Below are 22,930 nucleotides of genomic sequence, written 5' to 3' on the forward strand. Positions count from 1 at the left end.
TCCCAGTGTGGCCGGTCACCCTCTCAGGTCGGCTACGCATCGTCGCCTTGGTAGGCCGTTACCCCACCAACTAGCTAATGCGCCGCAGGCCCATCCGCAAGTGGTAGCTTGCGCCACCTTTCCGCACCCTCTCATGCGAGAGAGTGCCCTATCCGGTATTAGCGTAAGTTTCCCTACGTTATCCCGGTCTTACGGGCAGGTTGCCTACGTGTTACTCACCCGTCCGCCGCTAACCTGTCTGGAGCAAGCTCCATACAGGTCCGCTCGACTTGCATGTATTAGGCACGCCGCCAGCGTTCGTCCTGAGCCAGGATCAAACTCTCCAATAAAGTTGAGTTGAATCGTTAGCATTCTTTAAAGAGAAAGGAATTGCTAGGCTCGTTCGACGCATTCGCTGTTCAGTTTTCAAGGAACATTTCCAGTTGGTCAGCCGCCCGGAGGCGACTTTTTTAATATACCACGTTGTTTGCTCAAAAATCAAGTGGTATTTTTTTTGCGCCGCCGCTGTTTTGCTTGATTCAGCAGCGACGATTGTTAATATAGCACAAACAAAACAAACAAGTCAATAGCATTTAAAAAATTTACTTCAATGAAAGATAGCCGATTTCACTGCCCACACCGTCCTTGCTGCCGCAAGGGACTTCCAGCACAAGTGTACGCTGGACCAGCTTCTCCAGCAAAATCTCCAGCTCCATCCCGCTGTTGGCGATCAGCGGATGTTCCAGCAGCTCGGCCAACGTCCACGCCCCCTGCTTGCTCCCCATGAGCTCCAGGAGAAAGTGGACGGACTCCCTCAATTTCGAGGAAAGGAAAAACTCGATCGGCAGGAGCAGCAGCTCCATGCGCTTATCCAGCGCTTCATCGTTGACTACCAGCTCTTCGTACAGCTTGCAGACCGCAGGGTCCAGCCGTTTGACCTGACTCCACAACTCCGGAGCCGGCTGTTCACCCTCTGCGAACGCGATCCATCTCGCCCAGGCTTGCAGCGTTTTAATCAACGCCAGATAGGCGTCCAGCGGCATGCCCAGCTGGAGAAAGTCTCTGGTCTCCTGAAAATAACGAAGCATGCGCGAGTACTCCCGGCACAGCATCCGCTTTTGCAGCGAGTCGGACAACCGCCTCAACCGCTGAATCAACTGGATTGTATGGTCGTCCTTGGCCCAGACCAATTCCGCCCGCTCCATCCAGGTGGCCATCTGCTCACCCAGACCGTGAACCGCGCTCTTTTCCAGCTCCCAAGCGCTGATGTGCCGCTCGACCACCAACCGGTCAGACAGCCGGTACTGTTTGACGCTCCCGTTTCCGGCAGCCTGCATGATTACGAGGAGGTACAGGGGGTCCGCCTGAAACGGAGGGATTTTCAAATGGTCCGGCATGATCAGCACCGCTTGAACGTCCCGCCGCCGCTGCAGCAGTTTCAGATGAGTCTGGCAGTCTTCAGCCGGCGACCATTCAGTCACGATTTCCCCCTCCTCTTCCCGCAGTTTGAACTTATGGATTCTACAAGGCTTGTCCGTTTCCTGCTTGTCAACAGACAAAACCTTTCTATGCTATACTGGGAACAGGAGGAATGATAATGAAGAAAACTGACCGCCTGAGCAAGATCAAACGCATGCGTACCTGGGGCAACTGGAGCATGGGGATCGGCATCCTGCTGATGTATTCCGGGTATGCGTTTTTTGCCGGCTATCTGGACTTTATTCCGTTCTTTGGCACATGGTTGAAGGGTTCCTACGCGTTTATGACGCTCCTGTTGGTCATCGGCTTTTTGTTGACGATGGGCAGCACCGTCATGTTCATGATTTCCGGGATGGTGTCCATGTCCGCTCCCCAAGTGGAATGCCCCTCGTGCAAAAAAGTGACGAAAATGCTGGGAAAAAAAGACGCCTGTATGTTTTGCGGGCAGCCTCTCCTGCTCGAGGACGAACAGCCGCAGCAAAACCAGACCTGACGGGAAACAAAAAATCCACCTGCAGCCGATTGGCGCAAGGTGGATTTTTTCCTTGGTCACATGTCATTGCGGCCGGAAAGCCGCGCGCGAAATCACCGTGTATCACTTTCGATTCAGCCCGTCATTGATCGCCTTCCAGATCTCGGGCTGTTCGAAGCCGCGCCGCCACGAAGCGATGCCGGCCAGATTGTACTTGTGCACAAGGGCGACCCGCTTTTGCATGGAGGTGACGTCTTCCAGCCACATCTTGTAGACAGCTCCATCGGCAGGGTCCTCATAGCGGACAAACAATTGTCCGGAATCTTCGTCAAGCGTGGGAGTCAGCTTGCGCTCTTTTATCCATTCTGAGGCCCCGGCCATCGACAGCGCTTTGGATGTGACCTTGACGCTGCCGTCCGGCTGCTTCGTCTCTTTCCACAGCCGGGTGTAAAACGGCACACCCAGCAGCAGCTTCTCGGCGGGCACCTCTTCCAGAACGCCCTGCAGTCCTCTCTCCGTCCACGGCAAGGAAGCGACAGAGCCCGCTATCGGACTGGACGCCCAGTGCTCGTCATACGTCATGACCGCGATGTAGTCCACGACCTCGGCCAGTTTCGCCCGGTCGTAAAAACGGGACCATCGGTCGCTGGACGACTTGATCGTGACGTCCATGGACACGGCCAGTCCCAGCTCGTGCAGGTACGGCGTCATCTCACGGACGAATTGGACAAGTCGCTCCTTGTCCTCTACATAGACGTTTTCAAAATCGATGTTGATGCCGTCCAGATCGTACAGATGAGCGTAGTGCACGATCTGCGCAATCAGGTTTTCCCGCTTGTCGTAGCTGCCCAAAACGGACTGGGTCCAATCGGGGTTAAACCCGTTTGTCACCACCCCCCAGACCTGGTACCCGCGCTGGTGGGCCCACTGCACGTACCCGGGGTCCGCCTTGTTGAGCAGCGTGCCGTTGCCGTCCTTCAGCTCAAACCAGGTAGGGGAGACGACGTTCACCCCCGGCATCGGACCAATGTTGGCAACGGCGGGATTGCGGTTGACCACGTGTTCCCAGGTCAAATTGATTTTTGTACCCTCCGGCTTCCACACGGTCGGCTGTTCCCGGCCGGGCTGGTCGAGACTGACTTTGCGCACCTCGGTCAGCGATACCGCCGATGTCGGCAGGTAGCCCGTAATCCCTTTGGAGGACAATACGCGGTACCACTTTTCCGATTCGCTCAAAATATCGACGGCCTCGCCATTGGACAGCTCAGCCACATAGGGGGAACGGTGCGTCGGCTCCAGGCGCAGGCGGACCGGCTCATCCCCGCTGACGACGCTCCCCTGCTGCACGGTGTACCCTTCCTTTTCCACCCGCAGCACCCCGGTGTCGGGATCGCGGCTGAACGAGACGCGGTACAGCTTTTCCAGCGGCTCGAGCGGAATGAAGCGGGTGCCGTTTACTTCCTTGACGGGCACCTGCAGGGAAACGGGCCGTTTGTTCAGGTACGCGACCAGTTCCCCGCTCTGCATGCGCAGCACCTTGTCCTTCGTGGTCACGATCACCGATCGGGTAGGCTCGTCCCAATAGATCGCAGGATCGAGATGTTCCTTGAGAAATTCAAACGGCAGCAGCACCTGCTCCGCTTCAAAGAGATACTTCTTGTCGTACAGGCCGCCCTGCCAAACGATTGCCTGACGGCTGCCTCCATACGGTTCGACATGTTCGTTGGACGGTTTGATGAAAAACCAGTACGCCGCCGCGGCAATCGCCGCCAGCAGCAGAAGGATCGGGGTCACGCGCTTTCTCTTTCGCTTGCGCTTGAAACGAGGGCGAGGGCCCAATTGCACTTCCAGACTCACAGATTTGCTCTCCTTGCACACGGTCCGCCTGCCAGAAAAGACAGGCATCCCGGTCGTTTCCGCTTTTTTTGATCATAGGGCATTGTCGGTCGATTCACAACCTTTTGGCTGGAGGGACATGTTGGGAAACGTGCCCCTGTAAGAAAGACGAATCAGACGAAAAAAGGTTACACCAACAAAAAACACCCTCTCTCCAACAGGAACAGCCGGTTGAAGCAGAAGGTGTTGTTCCGGGGCGCACGCGGTTCAATCAATGAGATTTCTTTTGGCACTCTTCGCACACGCCGTAAATCTCCATGCGGTGACCGGTCACGCGGAATCCGACCGACTCGGCAGCCGCTTCCTCCACATCCTGCAGGTACGGGAAGTGAAAATCGCGGATGGCTCCACACTTCGTACAGATGGCGTGGTAATGGTCTTCCTCCACGTTGGCGTCAAAGCGGCTGGACGCGTCCCCGTAGGTCAGCTCGCGAACCAGACCCGCCTCCTTGAACACGCGTAAATTGTTGTAAACCGTCGCCACGCTCATGTTGGGAAACTTGCCTTCCAAAGCCTTGTATATCTCGTCAGCCGTCGGATGCGACATGCTGTCCAACAGATAGGAGAGAATGGCATGACGCTGAGGTGTCATACGTACCCCGGTACTTTTCAGGATTTCAACAGCCTTTTCCACTCGCTGTGACATTGAGTTACACCTCACAGTCTTATGCAAGCCAAACAAACAAGCGTTGCTTGTTTGTGATTGATTAGAATTACTTTAAATAAGTGTACGTCTATTCTTCGAACGCTGTCAATATCCATTCCGCTGAAAACGGGAATGTCCGGAGCCGTTCCCCGTCATTTGGCCACGGTCCGCTTGGTCGTTTTCTGTTTCGCTGCCGTGGATGGAGTCCGCGATTTTTTCGCCTCTGCCTGGGCATATCTGCACATCTCCCGCAGCGGACAGACGTCGCACTTGGGATTGCGCGCGGCACACACCCGACGTCCGTGCCAGATCAGCCAGTGATGGGCGTCGGACCACTTCTCCCGCGGAATCCGCTTCATCAACTGCCGCTCCACTTCATCCACATTGTCGCTTTTCGCCAGACCCAGCCGGTTGGCGACGCGGAAGACGTGCGTATCGACTGCAATTGCCGGTACGCCAAAAGCGTTGGAGAGGACGACGTTGGCTGTCTTGCGCCCGACACCCGGCAGCGCCTCCAGCTCCGCATGGGTTTGCGGCACTTCGCCGTTGTACTTCTCGTAGAGGATGCGACAGGTCTCCAGGATGTTCTTACTTTTATTCTTATACAACCCCAGCCCTTTTATATGCTCTTCCAGCTCTTCTTGCGTCAAATGGATGAAATGCTCCGGCTTGTTGAATTTTTGAAACAGGGGGCCGGTGATTTCATTTACCCGTTTGTCCGTGCACTGCGCAGAGAGAATCGTGGCAATCAAGAGTTCGAACGGCGTCGTGTAGTTCAGCTCGCAATGAGCGTCCGGGTACATTTGATAGAGGGTATCAAGAATTTGGTCGACTGGTACTTTTCGTTGCGCCATAGGTATGTCCCCCTTTCCTCTTCATTATACGTCCGCCGTCAACCAGTCGTCCTGTACGCCTGAAGCTGCTGCAGGTCATGGCAGGGATGTAAGCCCTGGCGTCGAATACGATTTGGAAGAATGTTACACCGGGAAGGTGACGCTGATGAAGGTATTTCTCACGGGTGCAACCGGTTTTGTGGGAAAAGGAGTGCTGTCCAGGCTGACGGCATCCGGTCACGAGGTCACCTGTCTGGTCCGTCCCGGCTCGGAGGCGAAGCTGGCGCAGGCGGACACAGCGCAAGTCACGATGGCCCCGGGAGACTTGTTCGACCCGGATTCGCTCCGGCGGGCGATGGAAGGCGCTGAAGCGGTGATTCATCTCGTCGGCATTATCCGGGAACAGCCGAAAGCGGGCGTGACGTTTTCCCGCATCCACGTCGAAGGCACGCGGAATGTGCTGCAAGCGGCCGCACAAAGCGGCGTCCGCCGATTCGTCCACATGAGTGCACTAGGAGCGCGAGCCGGTGCCGCCAGCACGTATCACCGCACCAAGCACGAAGCCGAGGAACTGGTCAAAGCGAGCGGAATTCCCTACGTGATCTTTCAACCATCGGTCATCTTCGGCCCGGGCGACGAGTTTGTGAACATGCTGGCCAATTTGGTCAGGCTTCCCGTCACCCCTGTCATCGGCGACGGTTCCTACCCGCTGCAGCCTGTCGCCCGCGAGACGGTAGCCGACGTGTTTGAACAGGCGCTGACACGGGAGAGCGTCACAGGCCAAACGTTTGAAGTGGGAGGTCCGATCCCTCTTAGCTACGCTGAGATTTTGGACGTCATCGGAGAGGTAATCGGCAAGCGGCACGTCCGCAAGCTGCACATACCGGTGGGGCTGATGAAGCCGGTTGTCTCGCTGATGGAAGGCTTCTCCTTTTTCCCGATAACCCATACGCAGCTCACCATGCTGCTGGAGGGCAACGCCTGCTCCGACACCGACGTCCTGTACAGCGCGTTTGATACGCCCAAGATCCCGTTTCGGGAAGGAATTGCCCGGTATGTACGATGACCAGATTACCCCTGTTAGTTTCATCAGGGGTTTTTAGCATTTAGCGTATCTCCAGGATGCCTTTGCCGCCGCGGTAGGCGTGCAGGAGCCGAACCTCGCCAACGTCAGCGAAGCCGTACCGGCGGTAAAGGCGCGCGACGTGATCATTGATCGGGAAGACCAAAAGCCGGCTGCCGCCCTCCTCCAAAAACCGCTCCTGGGCATGGCGCAGCAAATGGCCGATCAAGCCGCGGCCGCGAAATGCGGGCAGGGTAGCCACGTTTTCCACCCGCATGTACTCCCCGGCGCGAAGCAGGCAAAGCGTGCTGGCCAGTTCGCCGTTGACGCGCAGCAGGTAATGCGAAAAATCGGGATGGGCAAACTCCCTGGCAAACGCCTTCTCCCTGACTTCTCGTCCGCCCAATTCCGGAATCGACTCGACGGTGAGGCAATCGTCGTAGTTGGCCGCCGTCACCGGTTCGATCACAATCCCTTCCATCGGCCGAGCCTCAGCCAATTCCCCCTGCCACAACTGCATGGGCGAAGGCAGGGATTCCATTTGAAAGCCGTGCCGTTCCAACGCCGCAATCAGCGGCTCTTTGTCCCCCTGTTCGTACACGTACATACGGGGAATGATGCCGCGCTCTGAAAAAAACGAGATGGTCTCACGGACAATCGCTTCCGCCTCAGCTTCCCCGGTGACCGGCCGGGACACATGGGCGTGATTGGCATCGTAGTGCATGGGATTTGCTTCATTCACAAACAACATCCCCCAGGAACGGACCTCCATTCGGGAAAACGCCCGCTTGTACGCAATGTCCGTCTGTTCCGTAATCGACAAAATTGCAGCCTGTGAGAAGACAGTCACTTTTGCTCACCCGCCTTACGTGTCATGTTCGAAAAACGGCAGACAGTGCAGCAGATAACCGATTTGCTGCGACACGCTCCATTTCCGGTGTGTTTAACGTCAGCAGCGAAACTGCCGTAAAAAGGGGCGATCTCTAAACGTCTGCCGATCCGACGGGATGCTCAAATCACGCTGATAACCTTTTAAAAAATTGCGATTTTTCTGTCTAGAGGGAAGACATCATGATCCGCCATGCCCCTGATTGCTCTCTCACCAGTTCAGACATATAGCCGGACCGGCCGCTCCTGTTCACTGAGCGGCCGGCGACTGATCCGGCGACAGATCCTTTGCACTTGCAGAACACAAGCTGCCCGGGTGCTGACAGTCCTGCTGCCTTCTATCTGCTGTTGCACTAAGTACAACGCAGTCAGTCTGTTCCCTGTTCGTGCAGATGCTGCTCCGCTTGGCCCGTATTTCGGTTGACCCAGCGGGCGACGACAAACAGGTAATCGGAGAGTCGGTTCAAATACTTGACCACCGCAGCATTCAGCTGCTCCTGACTGCTGACCAGCACCGCCTTGCGCTCCGCTCTCCTCACTACCGTCCGCGCCACGTGAAAAGCGGCCGCAGCAGGGTGACCGCCGGGCAGGATAAAGTTGGAGAGCGGCGGCAGAGTCGCGTCAAGCTTGTCGATCTGTTCCTCCAAAAACTGAACATCCTCGTCACGAATCGGCCAGCCCACCGTTTTTCCTTCCGGCGTCGCCAGCTCTGCACCGATGTGGAAGAGCTTGGTCTGCACGATGTGAAACACGCCCCGCAGTTCGTTCCATGCTTCCCCGTCAGGAAGCAGCGACAGCGCCAGCCCAATGGCGGAGTTGGCCTCGTCGCACGTGCCGTAGGCCTCCACGCGGTCAGCGTGCTTGGGAACGCGCACGCCGGATACCAGAGACGTTTCCCCTTTGTCACCCGACTTGGTATAGATTTTCACAAACAGCCCCCCATTCCCGTTATTTCCCTGGAAATCGACAAAAACACGCGGCTTTTTGAATGCACCGCCGTTTTACATGGCTTCGGCGACCACAATCAGCTCGGTGCTGGAGGCGTCAAACGGCGCCTTGGCAAACGAGCCGAACCGCTGCGTCACTTTCAATCCATTAAGCCGAAGCAGGTGGTGCAGCTCAGCCGGAAAGATGTAGCGCAGTGTAAAGCGGCCCGTCACCCGCTCAGTCACCACTCCTTCCGGGGAGATCCGCTCGTAGGTCCGGGTCACTTCGGCCAACTGCTGAAAGTGGTCGTAGCGAGTGTAATCCCACATCGCGACCTCTTCGCCCGACTCCAGCCGATAAACCCCGCGCAAGGACATTTTTTCGCTCTCTTCGTAAAGATGAGCGATTTTCGGGACAAATACGTTCATCACGAATTTCCCGCCCGGTGCCAGGTGACGGCGGATACAGGAGAGGGCCTTCATCTGCTCCTGGATATGCAGCAGGTGCAAAAACGAGCGAAACGGAATCATGATCAGCGGAAAGGTTTTGCCCAGATCAAATGCCCGCATGTCTCCCTGCACAAATGTAAGCCGTCCCGATACTCCGCGCTCGTCCGCCTTCTTTTGGGCCCGCTCCAGCATTTCCGCCGACAGGTCCAACCCGGTAACGCTCACCCCCGCCTCTGCCAACGGAATGGCAATGCGTCCGGTACCGCAGGCGAGATCCAGCACCTCACCCCCGGCAGCGCGGGCCATCTCCAAGTAAAATTCGACGTCCCCCGGCAGACCGCGCTGCGTCAGATCGTAATACTGCGTCCAACGATAGATCTCACTCATCATCTCTTCACCTACGCCTGCATGACTTCCGAATCGAGGTAGGCCAGCACCAGTTTGGCCGTGTTTTCCAGTGCCTCCTTGTGCGTCCGCTCGTGGGAGTGGGACGCGTCCACGCCAGGCCCGATCAACCCGTGCACGATGTCGTATCCGGCACGAAGCGCGGCGCTGGCGTCGGAGCCGTAGTACGGGTATATGTCCACCTGGTAGTTCAACCCATGCGCTTCAGCCAGCTTCACCAGGTGCTTGCGCAGTCCATAGTGGTACGGACCGGATGAATCTTTGGCACAGATGGAGACGCAGTACTCGTCCGTGGTCTGTCCTTCGCCGATCGCCCCCATGTCCACCGCCAGATACTCCACTACCCGTTCCGGCACGCTGGCATTGCCGCCGTAGCCGATCTCCTCGTTGTTGCTGAAGAGGAAATGGGTCGTGTACGGCAGTGTGGCTCCGCTCTCCCGCAAGTGTTTCAGCACGCCAAACAGGATGGCCACGCTGGCCTTGTCGTCGATGTGGCGGGATTTGATAAACCCGTTCTCGGTAACAGTCACCCGCGGATCAAACGAAACAAAATCACCGACGCGAATGCCCAGCGCCAGCACGTCTTCCTCGTTTTTTACCTTTTCGTCCAGCCGCACTTCCATGGTTTCCTCGGTGCGCTCCATTTTGCCTGCTTCCCGGCCGTAGACATGGACCGACGCCTTGGTCGAGAGGATCGTGCCGGTAATGATCCGGCCGCTGTCCGTCTCGATCATGCAGTGCTCACCTTCCACGGCGTTCCACGCGAACCCGCCGATCAAGTCCAGTTTCAGCCGGCCGTTTTCCTTGATCTCTTTTACCATTGCGCCCAGCGTGTCCACATGGGCCGTCAGCAGTCGTTGCTTGTCGTCGTTTCTGCCAGGCAGGGTGGCCAGCACCGCTCCCTTGTTGGTGCGAACATAGTCGATGCCCAATCGGCTCAATTCTGCTTCGATCAGGGCCATTACTTTGGCGGTATTGCCGGTCGGACTGGGCGTGTTGGCCAGGCGGCAAAACATCTCCACCATGTAGTCGGTCGATACGGTCATCGTATTTCCTCCAATGTCTTGCATCATGATGCGTGCAGTATCCTTGAATGAAAAAGCCTTCCTCGCGTGAGCAGGCGCGACAGAGGGGCTAATGTTATTGCTGCTGCAGTTGCTCAATCGTTTGCAGCACTTCCTCGACGTGCCCCTTCACTTTTACCTTGGGCCACACCTTGACGATCGTGCCTTCCGGGTCGATGAGAAATGTAGAGCGTTCAATGCCCATGTATTCCCGGCCGTACATCTTTTTCAGCACCCAGACGCCGTACGCCTCCGCCACCTGATGATCCGGGTCGGCCAGCAGCGGAAACGGCAGCTCGTGCTTGGCAACGAACTTGTCATGCGATTTGACATCGTCGGGGCTGATGCCGAGCACCACCGTGTTCAGCTCGGCAAACTTCGGGTGATAGTCGCGAAAATCGCACGCTTCCGTCGTGCAGCCCGGGGTCATGTCCTTGGGATAAAAGTACAACACTACGTATTGACCGCGAAAATCCCGAAGAGAAATCGTCCGATTGCCGTTCGCCTGCAGGGTAAAATCAGGCGCCGCTTGTCCTACTGCTACCATCATGAAATCCCTACTTTCCGTTTCAATTTTTATTGACGCGTTTGTCTCATTTTACCACAAAGCGCAGATCCACTTCATCTGCTCGCACGTTGCGTATTTGGGAGGAAGACGATAAAATGGAAGGATAGGAAAATTGTCAAAAATAAAGAATTATAAAATTTGGCGTAGTAGCTGGATGGTGAATCAATCATGAAGGAGTTTTTTCAGGTAACCGAGCCGGATGCCCTTAAATCTCTTGCCATACCGGAGCGCGTAAAGATTTTGGAACTGTTTGAAGACCTGGAGCCCCGCACGGCGAAGCAGATCGCGACCGAACTGGGCGAAAACGCCGCTCGCCTGCATTACCACGTGAAGGAGCTGGTCCGCGTCGGTCTTTTGGAACAGGTGGACACCCGGGTCAAAGGCTCGATCGTGGAGAAGTACTATCAGCCTGTGGCCAAGGTGATCCAGGTCAAACTGCAGCTGATGATCGAAGAAAACGCACAGCAGTTGAGCGACATCATGTTTACGCCGTTCCGCACCACGGAGCAGGATTTGATGCGGACACTCAACCGGTTTGTGGCCAGCGATGTGGACGTGCGCAAAGAGTACAAGGACACGTTCGCGTTCAATTTAACTGAATTTTATTTAAATCAAGAAGAACGGAATCAGCTGGTGGACGAGATCAGCGAACTGCTGCAAAAGTACAAGGGGCTGAAAAATGAAAACGGCCGCCGCAAATTCAAGTTCTTTGACGTGCTGTTTCCGCTGATGCCGCCCGATCCGGCCGAAGACGAGGGCGACGGGGTTGAGGACAGCGACGAATAACCGCTTTGCCTGACGCATAGGAATGACTGTCACGCTGACACACGAACATCATGTTCGCGCGATGGTTTTCACCCATGTTTGACGGCAAGGAGGTTGGCAATGCGCACCATCCTGTTTGATTTTGACGGCACCGTCGCAGATACGCTGCCGCTGATTTTCACCGCGTTTCGCTCGACGTTTCAGCAGTATCTCCACCGCCACTACACAGACGAGGAGATCCTCGCCATGTTCGGACCGACGGAGACTGACATTCTGCAGGCGATGATTCCGCCAGAACAGCTGGAACAGGCTCTCGACCACTTTTTCCGGGTCTATGCGGAAGGACACCGGCACGTGCACAATCCAGCGGAAATCGCACTGATGCTGGACCGGCTGCGCGAGGCCGGCTTCGCCATGGGCATTGTCACCGGAAAAGGGCGGCGCAGCGCCGACATTTCCCTGCAGGCGTGGGGGCTGGACCGCTATTTTGACGTGGTCATCACTGGCGACGACGTGTCACGGCCAAAGCCCGATCCCGAAGGCATTCTGTCGGCAATGAAACAACTGGGAGCACGCGCCGAACAAACGCTGTACGTGGGAGACAGCGATGCCGATGTACTTGCGGGACGGGCCGCATCCCTGGTCACGGTCGGCGTGGATTGGCTGCCAGTCACACAAAAAGCGGGCTGCTTCCAGCCCGAACCGGATTACCTGTTTACAGACCCCGGGTCCTTTACAGATTGGGTCCTGGGTAATGAAAAAGCGGGCACCCGATAGACACGGGTGCCCTTTTGTGTTGAGGACGGTTTAATAGGCGCGAGCGAACCAGACAGTATGTTTGGCTTCCCCGCCGCAGGTGATGCAGGTATGCTTGACTGTCGGCGGCTCAAACGGAATGTTGCGGGAGGTGAACTTGGTCTCCTCTTTCACTTTCGCCTCGCAAGCGTCGTCGCCGCACCAGCCGGCCAGCACCCAGCCGGCAATGCGGTTTTCGCTTTCCGCCTTGGCGATGTGCTCCTTCAGCGCATCCAGGGTGTCGATGTCCAGGTGGGAGTGGGCGGTACGGAACGCCAGCGCCTTTTCAAACATGTTCCGCTGAATCTCTTCCAGCAGGTCGGCGACCGCTTCCACTGCCCGGTCCAGGGCGACCGTCACCTTTTCGCCGGTATCGCGACGGGCCAGGACCACCTGTCCGTTGTCCACATCGCGCGGACCAATCTCCAGGCGAATCGGCACGCCGCGCATTTCCCACTCGTTGAACTTCCAGCCCGGCGTCTCTTCACGCAGGTCTGCCTTCACCCGCACGCCCGCCGCCTTCAGAGCGTCAAACAGCGGATCGAACTTCTCCATCACCTTTTCCCGCAGTTTGGGCGGACCGACCGGGATCATCACCACCTGGGTCGGTGCCACACGCGGCGGCAGCGCCAGACCGCGATCGTCACCGTGAACCATGATCATCGACCCGATCAGGCGGGTGGACGTCCCCCACGAAGTGGTATGGACGTACTTGAACTGATTGTCCCTGTCGAGAAACTTGATGTCAAAGCCTCTGGCAAAGTTTTCACCCAGGTAGTGCGAGGTGCCGGCCTGCACCGCCTTGCCGTCCTTCATCATCGCTTCGATGGAATAGGTGTCCACTGCGCCGGCAAAGCGTTCGCTCGGCGTCTTCTGCCCTTTCCAGACAGGGATGGCCAGCTCCTGTTCGACCACCTCGCTGTAGATGTCCAGCATCTGCATCGTTTCCTGCCGCGCTTCCTCCTCGTTGGCGTGGGCGGTATGCCCCTCCTGCCAGAGGAATTCAGACGTGCGCAGGAACGGCAGCGTCCGCTTTTCCCAGCGAAAGACGTTGGCCCACTGGTTGATCAGCACCGGCAGATCGCGATAGCTCTGAATCCACTGGCTGTACATGTGGCCGATGATCGTCTCCGATGTCGGCCGCAGGGCGAGCCGCTCTTCCAGCTTTTCGCCGCCCGCTTCGGTCACCCAGGGCAGCTCCGGATTGAAGCCTTCCACGTGCTCCTTCTCTTTTTGGAAAAACGACTCGGGAATCAGCATCGGGAAATAGGCGTTGCGGTGGCCCGTCTCCTTGAACCGTTTGTCCATCGCCGCCTGAATCCGCTCCCACAGCTCGTACCCGTCCGGCTTGAACACGATGCAGCCGCGGACTGGTGTGTAATCCATCAGATCCGCCTTGGTAATCGTATCGATGTACCAGCGCGAAAAGTCTTCCGACTGCGGGGTAATCTCCTTTACATACGCTTTTTCATTCGCCATGTCACACACTCCTCTAAAATAAATAAACCCCCATCCCAATTAGGGACGGGGGAATTACCCGCGGTACCACCCTGATTGACCGCAACGGCGTGCTGCGGCCCACTCAACGCCCGATAACGGAAGGGCATCCGGCATGGCTCATCGCCAGCGGCTCCAGGATGGGGAGCAGATACGCCTGTGCATCGACCTTCCAGACAAGGGCCGACTCTCTGGAACACGGTCAGTACCTGCGGGTCCTTTCATTGCCTTTGATTAGGCAATATCATAGCAAGCCAAGAAATCATTGTCAATTTGTCATGCGAAGGTTGAGCCGTCCAGACAGCTTTACGTACAGCGGATACGCTGCCAGCGAGAGCACAACCCCTTTGAGTATGTTAAACGGCACGATGCTGTACAAAACAAACGACCAGACGCTGTCCGCCTGGAACTGGGCCAGCAGCTGTTCCAGCGACACCTGGTAGAGAGCCGCGTAGGCGGGCAGCAGGAAGTAGGCGTTGGCAGCCGCCATGACCGCCGTCATCAGCACGGTTCCCAGCACAAGTCCTGCGGCAAAGCCCTTTTTCCCCATGCCGCGGCGCTGCAGATAAATGGCTGCCAGGATAAAGCTGGCGCCGGCAACGACGTTGGCCGCCTCGCCGATCAGCAGGCCATCCGTATTTTTTAACAGCATGTGCAGCGTGTTTTTCAGCACTTCCACCAGGACCCCGGCCACCGGTCCGTACAGCAAGCCCCCGATCAACGCCGGCAGCGTGCTGAAATCCAGCTTCAGGAACGGCGGCAGCAGCGGCACCGGAAACTCGAGATACTGCAGAACAAATGCGACCGCCGCCAGCATGGGAATCGCCACCAGCCGCTGCGTCGCGTGTGATGGGCGCATCGTCGTTGCTTTCATCTGTACCATCTCCTCACGTGTTACTTCCTTCTGATGAGGAATGGCAACAGAAACGTCCACCCCTGCCCGGTCGTCTATCCGTACGTTCACCAAACAAAAACCCTGAGGACTGACTTCTCCTCAGGGCTTGCGAACGCGGACAGCTGACCATGCCAGTGCCACAGGTATGCGAAATGAAAGGGGCCACAACAGGCATACGCCCCCACATCCCGTACCCGCGCACAGACAAACAAGCACGTGCGGTGTACGTACTGTCGTCATCCTTCTCCCATCCAGACTGTACTGTCGGCTCCGGACTCGCACCGGATCCTGCACTCCAAGCGTTTACGCCGGGAGGCTCGCGGGCTTACGCGCCGTGCGCGATCACCGCCGGTCGGGAATTTCACCCTGCCCCGAAGGAATTGTATATTGGTTGTTACCAGCTTATTATACGACGACGCTGATGAAGTTGACAATGCCGGAAGTTTCCAAATCTCCAAATCATCAGGGAGCCCACATGGTCAAACCGCAGATGGTGGAATCTGCGGTTTGACCCGTTACTGCTTCGGCTGTTTTTTTACTGGGTGGCCAAGCGTTCTACGATATTGTTGATCAGCATTTCTTTTTGCAGAGCTAATTCATTTGGTTTATCGCCGACCCAGAAGTATTTCGACACAGCGACAGCAAGGTAAATGGTTACTGCACCACCGGCATTCAAGGCCACTATATGGCTGTATATAGCCGCTGCACTGATCGCCGCAGCAGCGTACGCAACGTACAACACGCACTGTCCAGTTCCGTATCCTTCTTTTCCGCTTTTTACCCTTCGTTCATCTTCTTTGATTACCTGATCCAAAATTTGGCCGCCCTTGTCGATTGCCTTATTAATTTTGAGATGGTCACCGCTGTATACTGCGCGCTCAAATTCCGCGAAGTAGGACGGAGATTTCGCCTTCATCCGCGCAACCAGGTGATCAATGACTTGCTTCGTTTCTTTTTGATTTACCTTGCTCAGCAAATCTTTCGTCCAGATTTCAGGGAAAAGGTGGGCAACAGGACCTTGTCCAAAGATAATGCCGCGGAAGAGCGTTTCCCCATCGTACTTCACTTTGGAAGGTTGAGTTGCGTAAGCATTTACGCTTACCAGCATAAGCAAAAAGGCCAGAAAAATGGGAAGTGCTTTTTTGAGATTCATCCCTACTCAAACCCCTTTTCACAATATTTTTTCTTCTCTGTGGTCAATTAGCGATGATTCAAAATCTTATAGGCGTCCCCTCCCTTTCAACATGGAGCAAAGCCAACCTGAATCCTTGCCACGTTGAAATGAAAAGTGCCGCTGCCTTCGCCATGGACAAGACGGTTGTTGCTGCTCCAACGTGTTGTTGTAAAGATTAAGCACCTTTCACTTGTTGAGGAGAAAGGTGATAATCTTTCTGCGTTGGGCTTGTCTCCTTCTTGAACAGTCTGATCCGATGCAGAGACGTGAACTCTTGCTCCACTGGCCGCAGATAAAGGATCAAAACGGCGCTCATGATCATGGAAAAGCTGATTAACCCGAGCATAACGGCAATCACTTCATGCATGAGCAGGGCAGCAATGAGGAAATATTTCCAATACTTCTTGGGGGCAAACAGCGCGCCAAACAAACACACTTGCAGAACAAGGGTGCCCCATGTCGGCAGGACGACCGCTGGCGATGTCAGGATGGGGTTTACCAGTTGCAGAAAGAATGAGGGCAGACCCAGCATCGGGTCCCGCAAATAGTAGTAGACGGAGGTTCCGTTGAGCCACGTTGACTCGAACATCTTGGCAACCGATGAATGAAAATATATGATCGCAACCTGCAAACGAATGGCAAAGAAGGTTACCAGTGCGATGATGCGCCGAATAATGACGTGATCGGAAACAACTTGCGGTTCATGGGCTTTTTGCCAATGCCATTTTCTCGAATCGGTCAATGTGATCGGCAGCAGCAAAAACGTAAAGACAGCAGCTACCTGGTCTCCGCCGTCCAAGGTGATGGCCGACACGTTGAAACTGTAGCAAATCCACCAGTGAATGACCCCGGTAATTCGCGGACGCCATCCGGAAGCGACGATCAGAAGCAAAACGACCGCGATCCATCTGACCATGTCCAAATAGAAATAGTCGTTGGGAACGGTGCAAAACAGGCTGATCGTGTTCACGCAAGTGGGATAGACATCCATGCCGGACGAAGGTCGGAAAAACGTATGGGCATCGTTTACCGCCAACGTCAGCGCGGTCGACAATGCCATCAACGATCTGGCCAAGCCATACACGTTTGTCCACGGGTTTTGCGTCAACGCCAGGTTGTAGGCAAATGATCCTAATTTTTCGAACATTTCACGTTCACCCTCACAACTTTTGATGGCATATCGATTTTCTTACCGCTGCGGCTCCACGCCCAGGGAACCGGTTCCTGATACACAAAGCCGATGTCTCCGCAAATGGTCGGATAAGGCGTAGGGTTGTCCAATTCCGCGTAGACAGCTGCCTTGTTCAAGCAAGCATAGGGATTTTCTTCGCAATCCGTTTTGGCGGACTCCGGTATTCTGGAACTGAGAAGACCGGCCTCGATCCCTTGACTTCTTCCAAAGCGCTTCAATCCAAAAAAGTTTTCAGACCGATTATTTGGCCAGGCGGCTGCCAGTGTCCCATTTGTTATGTCCACCACTTGAAACGTGAGGTCTCGCGCATCTTTGCTGTAAAAGCCCCACCCCTGCGGAAACCACGAGGCAATGTACAGTTCCTTTGCAAGCGGTAAAGCGGAAATGGGATTGGTGGGCATCACTGCGTGAATGGCTGCGACAAAGATGTAGAGCCAAAAGGCAGCCACCAGAGCGAAGATGAGCCCAAAGCGTGAAAATCTGGTTACACCGACAGGCTTCAACATGCTTCTCCCCTTTCACTGTTTTTTCATCTGGATTGGCCATGGTTTCGCTCCGTACACCCAGGATAGAAATGATTAAAAAAATTTATATATTTTTCCATCCATTAGTAGGATTGGACCATGACTTGCATCAGTTTTTGGGAGTGGAAAATCTATCATTTGGATACATCTTATTCCTTTTTTACTACTATATCCAATATTTTGAAAAATCAACTATTATTATCGCAGTATGTCAGTCTTCTCGCGGTGCATCATGGAAATATCTGCATAAAATTGTATAATATATACTTGCGAGTTCTTTTTTGGGGTGAAGAGGCTACTTGTGGGGGAGGTTTGCGTATGGGAGAAAAGGTGTATCACCGTGAAGTCCAGCGCTTTCGCCAAAAAGTGCTGTGGACGATCGTCATCATCGTGGATGTGATCCTGTTGTCCGCATTTAGCTATGATTTGTACCAACGAATCGTTTTGCGAAAAGTGGTCAGCGAGCCGGTAACCGATGTGGAAGCGTGGATCATTTGGATTCTGTTTGGTATTGCTACGCCGCTGTTGATAACCTCGCTGTTCTTGACAAAACTCGTCGTTGAGATCAGGGAGAAAGGGTTGTACCTGCGTTTTTTCCCATTCGCGAAACACTTTATCCCCTATAACGAGATAGCAGCGTATGAAGTATGTCAATTCAGCCCTTTCTGGGATTTCGGCGGTTTGGGTGGAAGATGGATCTTTGGCGGATGGGCCTATACCGTGAGCGGAAATCGCGGAATCAAAGTACGCCTGAAGAACAACAAGGTATTTGTGATCGGTTCGCAACATCCTGAAAAACTGGTTGAAGCCTTGGCCAAAGCAATCGGAAATTCATAGTCTCCCGTTTGAAGGCCTGCACATTGATCTGCCAAAGTTGCTGGTCGGCTTTGGCAACAAAACTGGAGCGGGGTCACGACCCCGCTCCTCTGTATTTGCGCACACCCCAGTTCCAGATCGCCAGCCCGATGCCGAAAAAGATTACCCCCATGACCGGCGTAAACGCCGCGTACACGTACCACGTCTCCTTGCGCAGAAAGTAGGCGGCCGGATAAACGCCGACGAAAGCAAACGGCAGAATGTACGTCAGCACGAAACGAATCACCTTGTTGTACACGTCCACCGGGTAGCGGCCGTACTGCTGGATGTTCCAGATCATTGGCGCGATGCCCGTGCGCGAATCAGAGAAAAAGCTGACGGCGGCAATCGCCGTGTACACCCCTGCATAGATCAGTGCCCCGCCGATCACCAGCACGACAAACAGCAGCGGATCGTACCAGTGGAAGGACAGATCCAGCTTGAATGCGGCGTAGCCCATGATAATCAGCCCGGAGATGATGCCAAAGATCCGGTCCGGTGCCATCGATTCCAGACACACCTGGGCCAGGTTGTGCAGCGGCCGGGTCAGGATGCGGTCCATTTCGCCGCGGATGATGTAGCGCTCGTTGAAGTCCCAGAAGCTGAAAAACATGGAGAACAGCGCGTACGGAATCAGGAAAAAGCCGTAAATGAAGATGATTTCGTCCCGCGTCCAGTCTTTCAGCAGCGGCACGTGCTGAAAGACGACGATGATGAAGACGAGATTAATCAGCTCGTAGATCAGATTGGAGACCAGATCGCCGAAAAAGTCGGCCCGGTATGCCAGCCTGGTCTTGAAATACTGTCCGAGGTAATCGGCGAAGACGCCGATGATGTGTCGCGCGTTTTGCATCGGTTACCCTCCCTGCACGACCAGTTTGTGACGAGCCCGCCGCCACAGAATCAGGATCGGCATGAAAATCACCGCAATCCAGACCGCCTGCAGCCCGATCAGCTCCCACGCCTGCTCCGGTGAAATCGCGCCGGTGAAGATCAGGCTGGGATAGTAGTTGATCGCCTGGAACGGCAGCCACCCCATCAGCGTCTGGGCCCAACCGGGGAAAAAGCTGATCGGCAGCACCAGGCCGGACATCAGATCGACAATCACCCGCTTGGCCCGCATCATCCCGTCGTTGCGGAACAGGAAAAAGGTAAACAGGCCGGTCAGCAAATTCAGCTCCGTGTTGATGACAAACGCAAGCGTCAGGCTGACCAGGTACAGGCCCCAGCCTTCCGGCGTTCCCGGGAAGCGGAACGGGATCAGCAGGCTGACCAGAAAAATGCCGGGCGCTGCAAAAAAGAGCAGGCGAAAGATGCCCTCGCCAAAAGCCTGCGCCGTTTTCACCGAAAGGTAATTGTAGGGCCGGATCATCTCGATGGCCACCTTGCCTTCCCGCACGTCCTGGGCGATCTCCATGTCGATGTTGTTAAAGTAGAACGCTCGGGACATCCAGGCGATGGCGACGTATGCGGTCATCTGCTCCACGGTGAGGCCGCCGAGCTGCTGCTGGCCGCCGTAGATCGCTCCCCAGAGGAAGTAGTAGGCGCCGATGTTGATCGCGTAGATAATGATGCCGCTGTAGTAGTTCACCCGGTAGGCGAGCATGGTGAGAAACCGGATGCGAATCAGTTCCAGATAAAGTTTACCCATGGCTGACAACCTCGCCGTCAGTCGAGTAGATGTTGCGCACGATGTCTTCCGTGCTGGCCTCCTTGATCTTCACGTCGCTCACCTCAAACGAGCCCATCACCACAGACAGGACGAACGGCAGCATCTCCTGGCTGCGCGCCACTTTTACCCGCAGCGAGAACTCGTTGTCCTGCAGGATTTCACAGGGCAGCTCGCCGAGCGCCGCCCGCATCTCTTCCGGCGCCGTCCGCTTCTTGAACTGGAATGCCACCTCGGTGCCGTTGCCCCACTTCTCTTTCAGATCAGTCAGTTGGCCGTCAAAGATCAGCCGGCCTTGGTCCATCACCAGCACCCGCTTGCAAAGCGCCTCGATGTCGGACACATCGTGCGTGGTCAAGAGAATCGTCGTATGTTCCGTTTCATTCAGGTTGCGGAGAAATTCCCGGATTTTCTGCTTGACCAGCACGTCCAGTCCGACCGTCGGCTCGTCGAGAAAGAGCAGCTTCGGCTTGTGAATCAAGGCGGCGGCCACTTCGCAGCGCATGCGTTGGCCGAGGCTCAGCTTGCGCACCGGCTGGCTGACGAACGAGGCGATGTCCAACTCCTCGATCAACCGCTCCAGCCAGCGCTCTCCTTCCGTGTCGTCCACCTTGTAGACGTTTTTCAGCAGGCGGAACGACTCCAGCGGCGACAGGTCCCACCAAAGCTGGGAGCGCTGTCCGAAAACGACGCCGATCGAGCGGACGTACTGCTCCCGCTGCCGGTACGGCACGTATCCGTTGATGACGATCTCGCCGCCGCTCGGGGTGAGAATCCCCGTCAGCATTTTGATCGTGGTTGATTTGCCGGCTCCGTTTTCCCCGATCAGGGCGAACATCTCCCCCTCCTCAACGGTAAAGGAAATATCGTCAACCGCCTTGACCGTTTTGTACTCCCGGCTGAACAAGTCGCGAAACGCACCCGCCAAGCCGGCACGGGCCTGGTGGATGCGAAATTCCTTTTGCAAATGACTGACACGTATCATGACAACCCGTCCTTTGCTTAACCTCTACATAATCCATAGCTAAGTTTATCGAAGGCCATTCATTTCTGCAAAATCCAGTGTGCTGAAAAGCGTCGAGACGCCAATCTGTTCGACAGATCGCCATCCCGTCGTCCTGCTTTTTAACGGGGACAATTGCACCTTTTCCAATTACGCCCCCAAGCCGGCTGTGGTAAGATGATGGAGGACTTTGTGGACAGAAAAGAGGGAGTACATATGAAACGAGAGCGATCCGCACAGCTGCACGAAGAAGCGATGGAGGTCATCCTGGGCGGGGTGAACAGCCCGTCCCGCTCGTTCAAGGCAGTCGGCGGCGGCGCCCCCGTCACGATGGAACGGGCGCAGGGCGCCTATTTCTGGGACGTCGACGGCAACCGGTACATCGACTATTTGGCGGCGTACGGTCCGATTATCACCGGCCACGCCCATCCGCACATTACCAAAGCGATCAGTGAAGCGGCGGCCAACGGCACGCTGTACGGCACGCCGACGCCGTGGGAAATCCAGTTTGCCCGCATGATTCGCGAGGCGATTCCGTCGATGGAGCGCATCCGCTTCAACAACTCCGGAACGGAAGCGGTGATGACCTGCATCCGCGTCGCCCGCGCGTATACAGGTCGCGTCAAGATCATCAAATTCGCCGGCTGCTACCACGGCCACTCCGACCTGGTGCTGGTGGCGGCAGGTTCGGGGCCGTCCACGCTGGGCATCCCGGACAGTGCCGGCATCCCGCAGAGCATCGCCAACGAAGTGATCACCGTTCCCTACAACGACATCGACGCGTTTGCCGAAGCGATCCGGGTCTGGGGACAGGAGACCGCGTGCGTCCTGGTGGAGCCGATCGTCGGCAACTTCGGGATCGTGCCGCCCAAACCCGGTTTTCTGGAAGCGGTGAACCGGATCGCCCACGAGGCGGGCGCGCTGGTCGTCTACGACGAAGTGATCACCGGCTTCCGCTTCTGCTACGGCGGGGCGCAAAACCTGCTGGGCGTAGAGCCGGACCTGACCGCACTGGGCAAAATCATCGGCGGCGGGCTGCCAATCGGGGCGTACGGCGGCCGACGCGAGATCATGGAGCAGGTGGCACCGCTCGGCCCTGCGTATCAAGCCGGTACGATGGCGGGCAATCCAGCCTCAATCCGAGCCGGCATCGCCTGCCTGGAAGTGCTCCGGCAGCCGGGCGTCTACGAGGAGTTTGAACGGTTGGGCCAGCTGTTGGAAGAGGGCATTCGCCGCGCTGCCGAGACACACGGAATCACCATTCAGGTGAACCGCGTCAAGGGAGCGCTGGCCGTCTACTTCACGGACCAGCCGGTCACTGACTATGCCTCCGCTCAGGCGGCGGACGGAGAATTGTTTGCCCGCTTCTTCCGGCTGATGCTGGACGAGGGCATCTGCCTCGCGCCGTCCAAATACGAAGCCTGGTTCATCACCACCGCCCACACGGAAGACGATATTCGCGCCACCGTGGCGGCAGTGGACCGTTCATTTGCCGCACTCGCGAAGTAAGCGGTCAAAAATTGCCTGCGACAGCCGCCGGCCGCTCGGGCATACTAGCCTCAAACAGCATTCACACAGGAGGGAACCCCGTGTCCAAAGGCGAACACACTTACCCGCAGGCACCGGAAAAGACGATGGACCCAAAGATGAACTCCAAGATGATGGAGGTCGTCGGCTTTCAAAATCCGCGAAAAACCGAACATCACAAAACCCAACAGCACGACCGGTAACAAATGCAAATTAATGCGCATTCCTCTATTTACCACAGACGAATGCGCTTTTTTTTATGCGCGTGGGACAGGCGTTTTTATCGAACAAAAACATTTTATTTGCATAAAAACGCTTTCATTTGCATAAAAAGCCAGACGATTTCTTGTGTCCCCCTTATATTC

24 protein-coding genes, 1 rRNA gene and 1 riboswitch are annotated in these 22,930 nt (G+C 55.9%); of the genes, 7 read left to right on the forward strand and 18 right to left on the reverse strand.

Features of this window, described 5'->3' with window-relative positions; genetic code table 11:
- Together ETC00_RS05855 and ETC00_RS05860 are read right to left on the reverse strand one after the other, a co-directional pair.
- Positions 1-329 (reverse strand): 16S ribosomal RNA (locus ETC00_RS05855); the annotation flags it as partial.
- Between the two features lie 252 nt (positions 330-581).
- Positions 582-1,460 (reverse strand): hypothetical protein, encoded by an 879-nt coding sequence (locus ETC00_RS05860; protein WP_230077807.1) that lies wholly within the window; start codon positions 1,458-1,460, stop codon positions 582-584.
- Between the two features lie 116 nt (positions 1,461-1,576).
- Between ETC00_RS05860 and ETC00_RS05865 the strand changes: the two genes are divergently transcribed.
- Positions 1,577-1,951 (forward strand): DUF2614 family zinc ribbon-containing protein, encoded by a 375-nt coding sequence (locus ETC00_RS05865; protein WP_171565026.1) that lies wholly within the window; start codon positions 1,577-1,579, stop codon positions 1,949-1,951.
- Between the two features lie 102 nt (positions 1,952-2,053).
- Here the strand turns inward: ETC00_RS05865 and ETC00_RS05870 are convergent, their stop codons facing one another.
- The 3 genes from ETC00_RS05870 to nth form a co-directional block, all read right to left on the reverse strand.
- Positions 2,054-3,787, reverse strand: coding sequence for a glycosyl hydrolase family 18 protein (locus ETC00_RS05870; RefSeq protein ID WP_371808873.1), 1,734 nt, complete (start codon positions 3,785-3,787; stop codon positions 2,054-2,056).
- 250 nt (positions 3,788-4,037) lie between these two features.
- Entirely contained in the window at positions 4,038-4,472 is a 435-nt protein-coding gene (gene perR, locus ETC00_RS05875; RefSeq protein ID WP_171565028.1) for a peroxide-responsive transcriptional repressor PerR, read from the reverse strand.
- A 152-nt stretch (positions 4,473-4,624) separates the two neighbouring features.
- A complete protein-coding gene (gene nth, locus ETC00_RS05880; RefSeq protein ID WP_171565029.1) occupies positions 4,625-5,326 on the reverse strand; it encodes an endonuclease III in 702 nt (233 codons plus the stop codon).
- A gap of 145 nt (positions 5,327-5,471) precedes the next feature.
- Here nth and ETC00_RS05885 point away from each other — a divergent pair, with 145 nt between their 5' ends.
- A complete protein-coding gene (locus tag ETC00_RS05885; RefSeq protein WP_171565030.1) occupies positions 5,472-6,371 on the forward strand; it encodes a complex I NDUFA9 subunit family protein in 900 nt (299 codons plus the stop codon).
- Between the two features lie 40 nt (positions 6,372-6,411).
- Here the strand turns inward: ETC00_RS05885 and ETC00_RS20930 are convergent, their stop codons facing one another.
- The 5 genes from ETC00_RS20930 to bcp form a co-directional block, all read right to left on the reverse strand.
- Positions 6,412-7,218, reverse strand: a complete 807-nt coding sequence (locus tag ETC00_RS20930) for a GNAT family N-acetyltransferase (RefSeq protein ID WP_171565031.1) — start codon at positions 7,216-7,218, stop codon at positions 6,412-6,414.
- A gap of 406 nt (positions 7,219-7,624) precedes the next feature.
- Positions 7,625-8,185, reverse strand: coding sequence for a cob(I)yrinic acid a,c-diamide adenosyltransferase (locus ETC00_RS05895; RefSeq protein ID WP_171565032.1), 561 nt, complete (start codon positions 8,183-8,185; stop codon positions 7,625-7,627).
- Between the two features lie 72 nt (positions 8,186-8,257).
- Positions 8,258-9,019, reverse strand: a complete 762-nt coding sequence (locus ETC00_RS05900; RefSeq protein WP_171565033.1) for a class I SAM-dependent methyltransferase — start codon at positions 9,017-9,019, stop codon at positions 8,258-8,260.
- A gap of 11 nt (positions 9,020-9,030) precedes the next feature.
- Positions 9,031-10,083, reverse strand: a complete 1,053-nt coding sequence (locus ETC00_RS05905) for a M42 family metallopeptidase (protein WP_171565034.1) — start codon at positions 10,081-10,083, stop codon at positions 9,031-9,033.
- Positions 10,084-10,177: 94 nt separating this feature from the next.
- Complete coding sequence (gene bcp / locus ETC00_RS05910) at positions 10,178-10,648, reverse strand: thioredoxin-dependent thiol peroxidase (protein WP_171565284.1); 471 nt, start codon at positions 10,646-10,648, stop codon at positions 10,178-10,180.
- Between the two features lie 189 nt (positions 10,649-10,837).
- On the opposite strand from bcp, the gene ETC00_RS05915 reads away from it, so the two are divergent.
- Both ETC00_RS05915 and ETC00_RS05920 read left to right on the forward strand, forming a co-directional pair.
- Positions 10,838-11,455, forward strand: coding sequence for a winged helix-turn-helix domain-containing protein (locus tag ETC00_RS05915; RefSeq protein ID WP_171565035.1), 618 nt, complete (start codon positions 10,838-10,840; stop codon positions 11,453-11,455).
- Between the two features lie 99 nt (positions 11,456-11,554).
- Positions 11,555-12,211: an HAD family hydrolase gene (locus ETC00_RS05920; protein WP_171565036.1), complete on the forward strand. Its 657-nt coding sequence runs from the start codon at positions 11,555-11,557 to the stop codon at positions 12,209-12,211.
- Between the two features lie 30 nt (positions 12,212-12,241).
- Here the strand turns inward: ETC00_RS05920 and proS are convergent, their stop codons facing one another.
- The 5 genes from proS to ETC00_RS05945 form a co-directional block, all read right to left on the reverse strand.
- Entirely contained in the window at positions 12,242-13,708 is a 1,467-nt protein-coding gene (gene proS, locus ETC00_RS05925) for a proline--tRNA ligase (protein WP_171565037.1), read from the reverse strand.
- Between the two features lie 286 nt (positions 13,709-13,994).
- Positions 13,995-14,600, reverse strand: a complete 606-nt coding sequence (locus ETC00_RS05930; RefSeq protein WP_171565038.1) for an ECF transporter S component — start codon at positions 14,598-14,600, stop codon at positions 13,995-13,997.
- A gap of 256 nt (positions 14,601-14,856) precedes the next feature.
- Positions 14,857-15,004, reverse strand: a riboswitch (FMN riboswitch).
- Between the two features lie 152 nt (positions 15,005-15,156).
- The gene (locus ETC00_RS05935; RefSeq protein ID WP_171565039.1) at positions 15,157-15,774 is read right to left on the reverse strand and encodes a sporulation delaying protein family toxin; all 618 of its coding nucleotides are present in this window, start codon (positions 15,772-15,774) and stop codon (positions 15,157-15,159) included.
- Positions 15,775-15,970: 196 nt separating this feature from the next.
- Positions 15,971-16,942 (reverse strand): sporulation-delaying protein SdpB family protein, encoded by a 972-nt coding sequence (locus ETC00_RS05940; protein ID WP_171565040.1) that lies wholly within the window; start codon positions 16,940-16,942, stop codon positions 15,971-15,973.
- Entirely contained in the window at positions 16,927-17,493 is a 567-nt protein-coding gene (locus ETC00_RS05945) for an SdpA family antimicrobial peptide system protein (RefSeq protein ID WP_171565041.1), read from the reverse strand. The genes ETC00_RS05940 and ETC00_RS05945 overlap by 16 nt, the downstream gene beginning before the upstream one ends.
- A gap of 336 nt (positions 17,494-17,829) precedes the next feature.
- Here ETC00_RS05945 and ETC00_RS05950 point away from each other — a divergent pair, with 336 nt between their 5' ends.
- Positions 17,830-18,348 (forward strand): DUF6141 family protein, encoded by a 519-nt coding sequence (locus tag ETC00_RS05950; RefSeq protein WP_171565042.1) that lies wholly within the window; start codon positions 17,830-17,832, stop codon positions 18,346-18,348.
- A 73-nt stretch (positions 18,349-18,421) separates the two neighbouring features.
- Here the strand turns inward: ETC00_RS05950 and ETC00_RS05955 are convergent, their stop codons facing one another.
- From ETC00_RS05955 to ETC00_RS05965, 3 genes are read right to left on the reverse strand one after another with little or no spacing between them, the layout of a single operon-like run.
- Positions 18,422-19,219: an ABC transporter permease gene (locus tag ETC00_RS05955; RefSeq protein ID WP_171565043.1), complete on the reverse strand. Its 798-nt coding sequence runs from the start codon at positions 19,217-19,219 to the stop codon at positions 18,422-18,424.
- Positions 19,220-19,222: 3 nt separating this feature from the next.
- Entirely contained in the window at positions 19,223-20,017 is a 795-nt protein-coding gene (locus ETC00_RS05960; RefSeq protein ID WP_171565044.1) for an ABC transporter permease, read from the reverse strand.
- Positions 20,010-21,020, reverse strand: coding sequence for an ABC transporter ATP-binding protein (locus ETC00_RS05965; protein WP_171565045.1), 1,011 nt, complete (start codon positions 21,018-21,020; stop codon positions 20,010-20,012). The genes ETC00_RS05960 and ETC00_RS05965 overlap by 8 nt, the downstream gene beginning before the upstream one ends.
- Before the next feature lie 234 nt (positions 21,021-21,254).
- Here ETC00_RS05965 and ETC00_RS05970 point away from each other — a divergent pair, with 234 nt between their 5' ends.
- Positions 21,255-22,547 (forward strand): glutamate-1-semialdehyde 2,1-aminomutase, encoded by a 1,293-nt coding sequence (locus tag ETC00_RS05970; protein WP_171565046.1) that lies wholly within the window; start codon positions 21,255-21,257, stop codon positions 22,545-22,547.
- Between the two features lie 80 nt (positions 22,548-22,627).
- Positions 22,628-22,768, forward strand: coding sequence for a hypothetical protein (locus ETC00_RS05975; RefSeq protein WP_171565047.1), 141 nt, complete (start codon positions 22,628-22,630; stop codon positions 22,766-22,768).
- The last annotated feature ends 162 nt before the right edge of the window (positions 22,769-22,930 follow it).

The sequence above is a fragment of the Brevibacillus sp. MCWH genome, from assembly GCF_013096935.1.
Taxonomy (GTDB): domain Bacteria; phylum Bacillota; class Bacilli; order Brevibacillales; family Brevibacillaceae; genus Brevibacillus; species Brevibacillus aydinogluensis.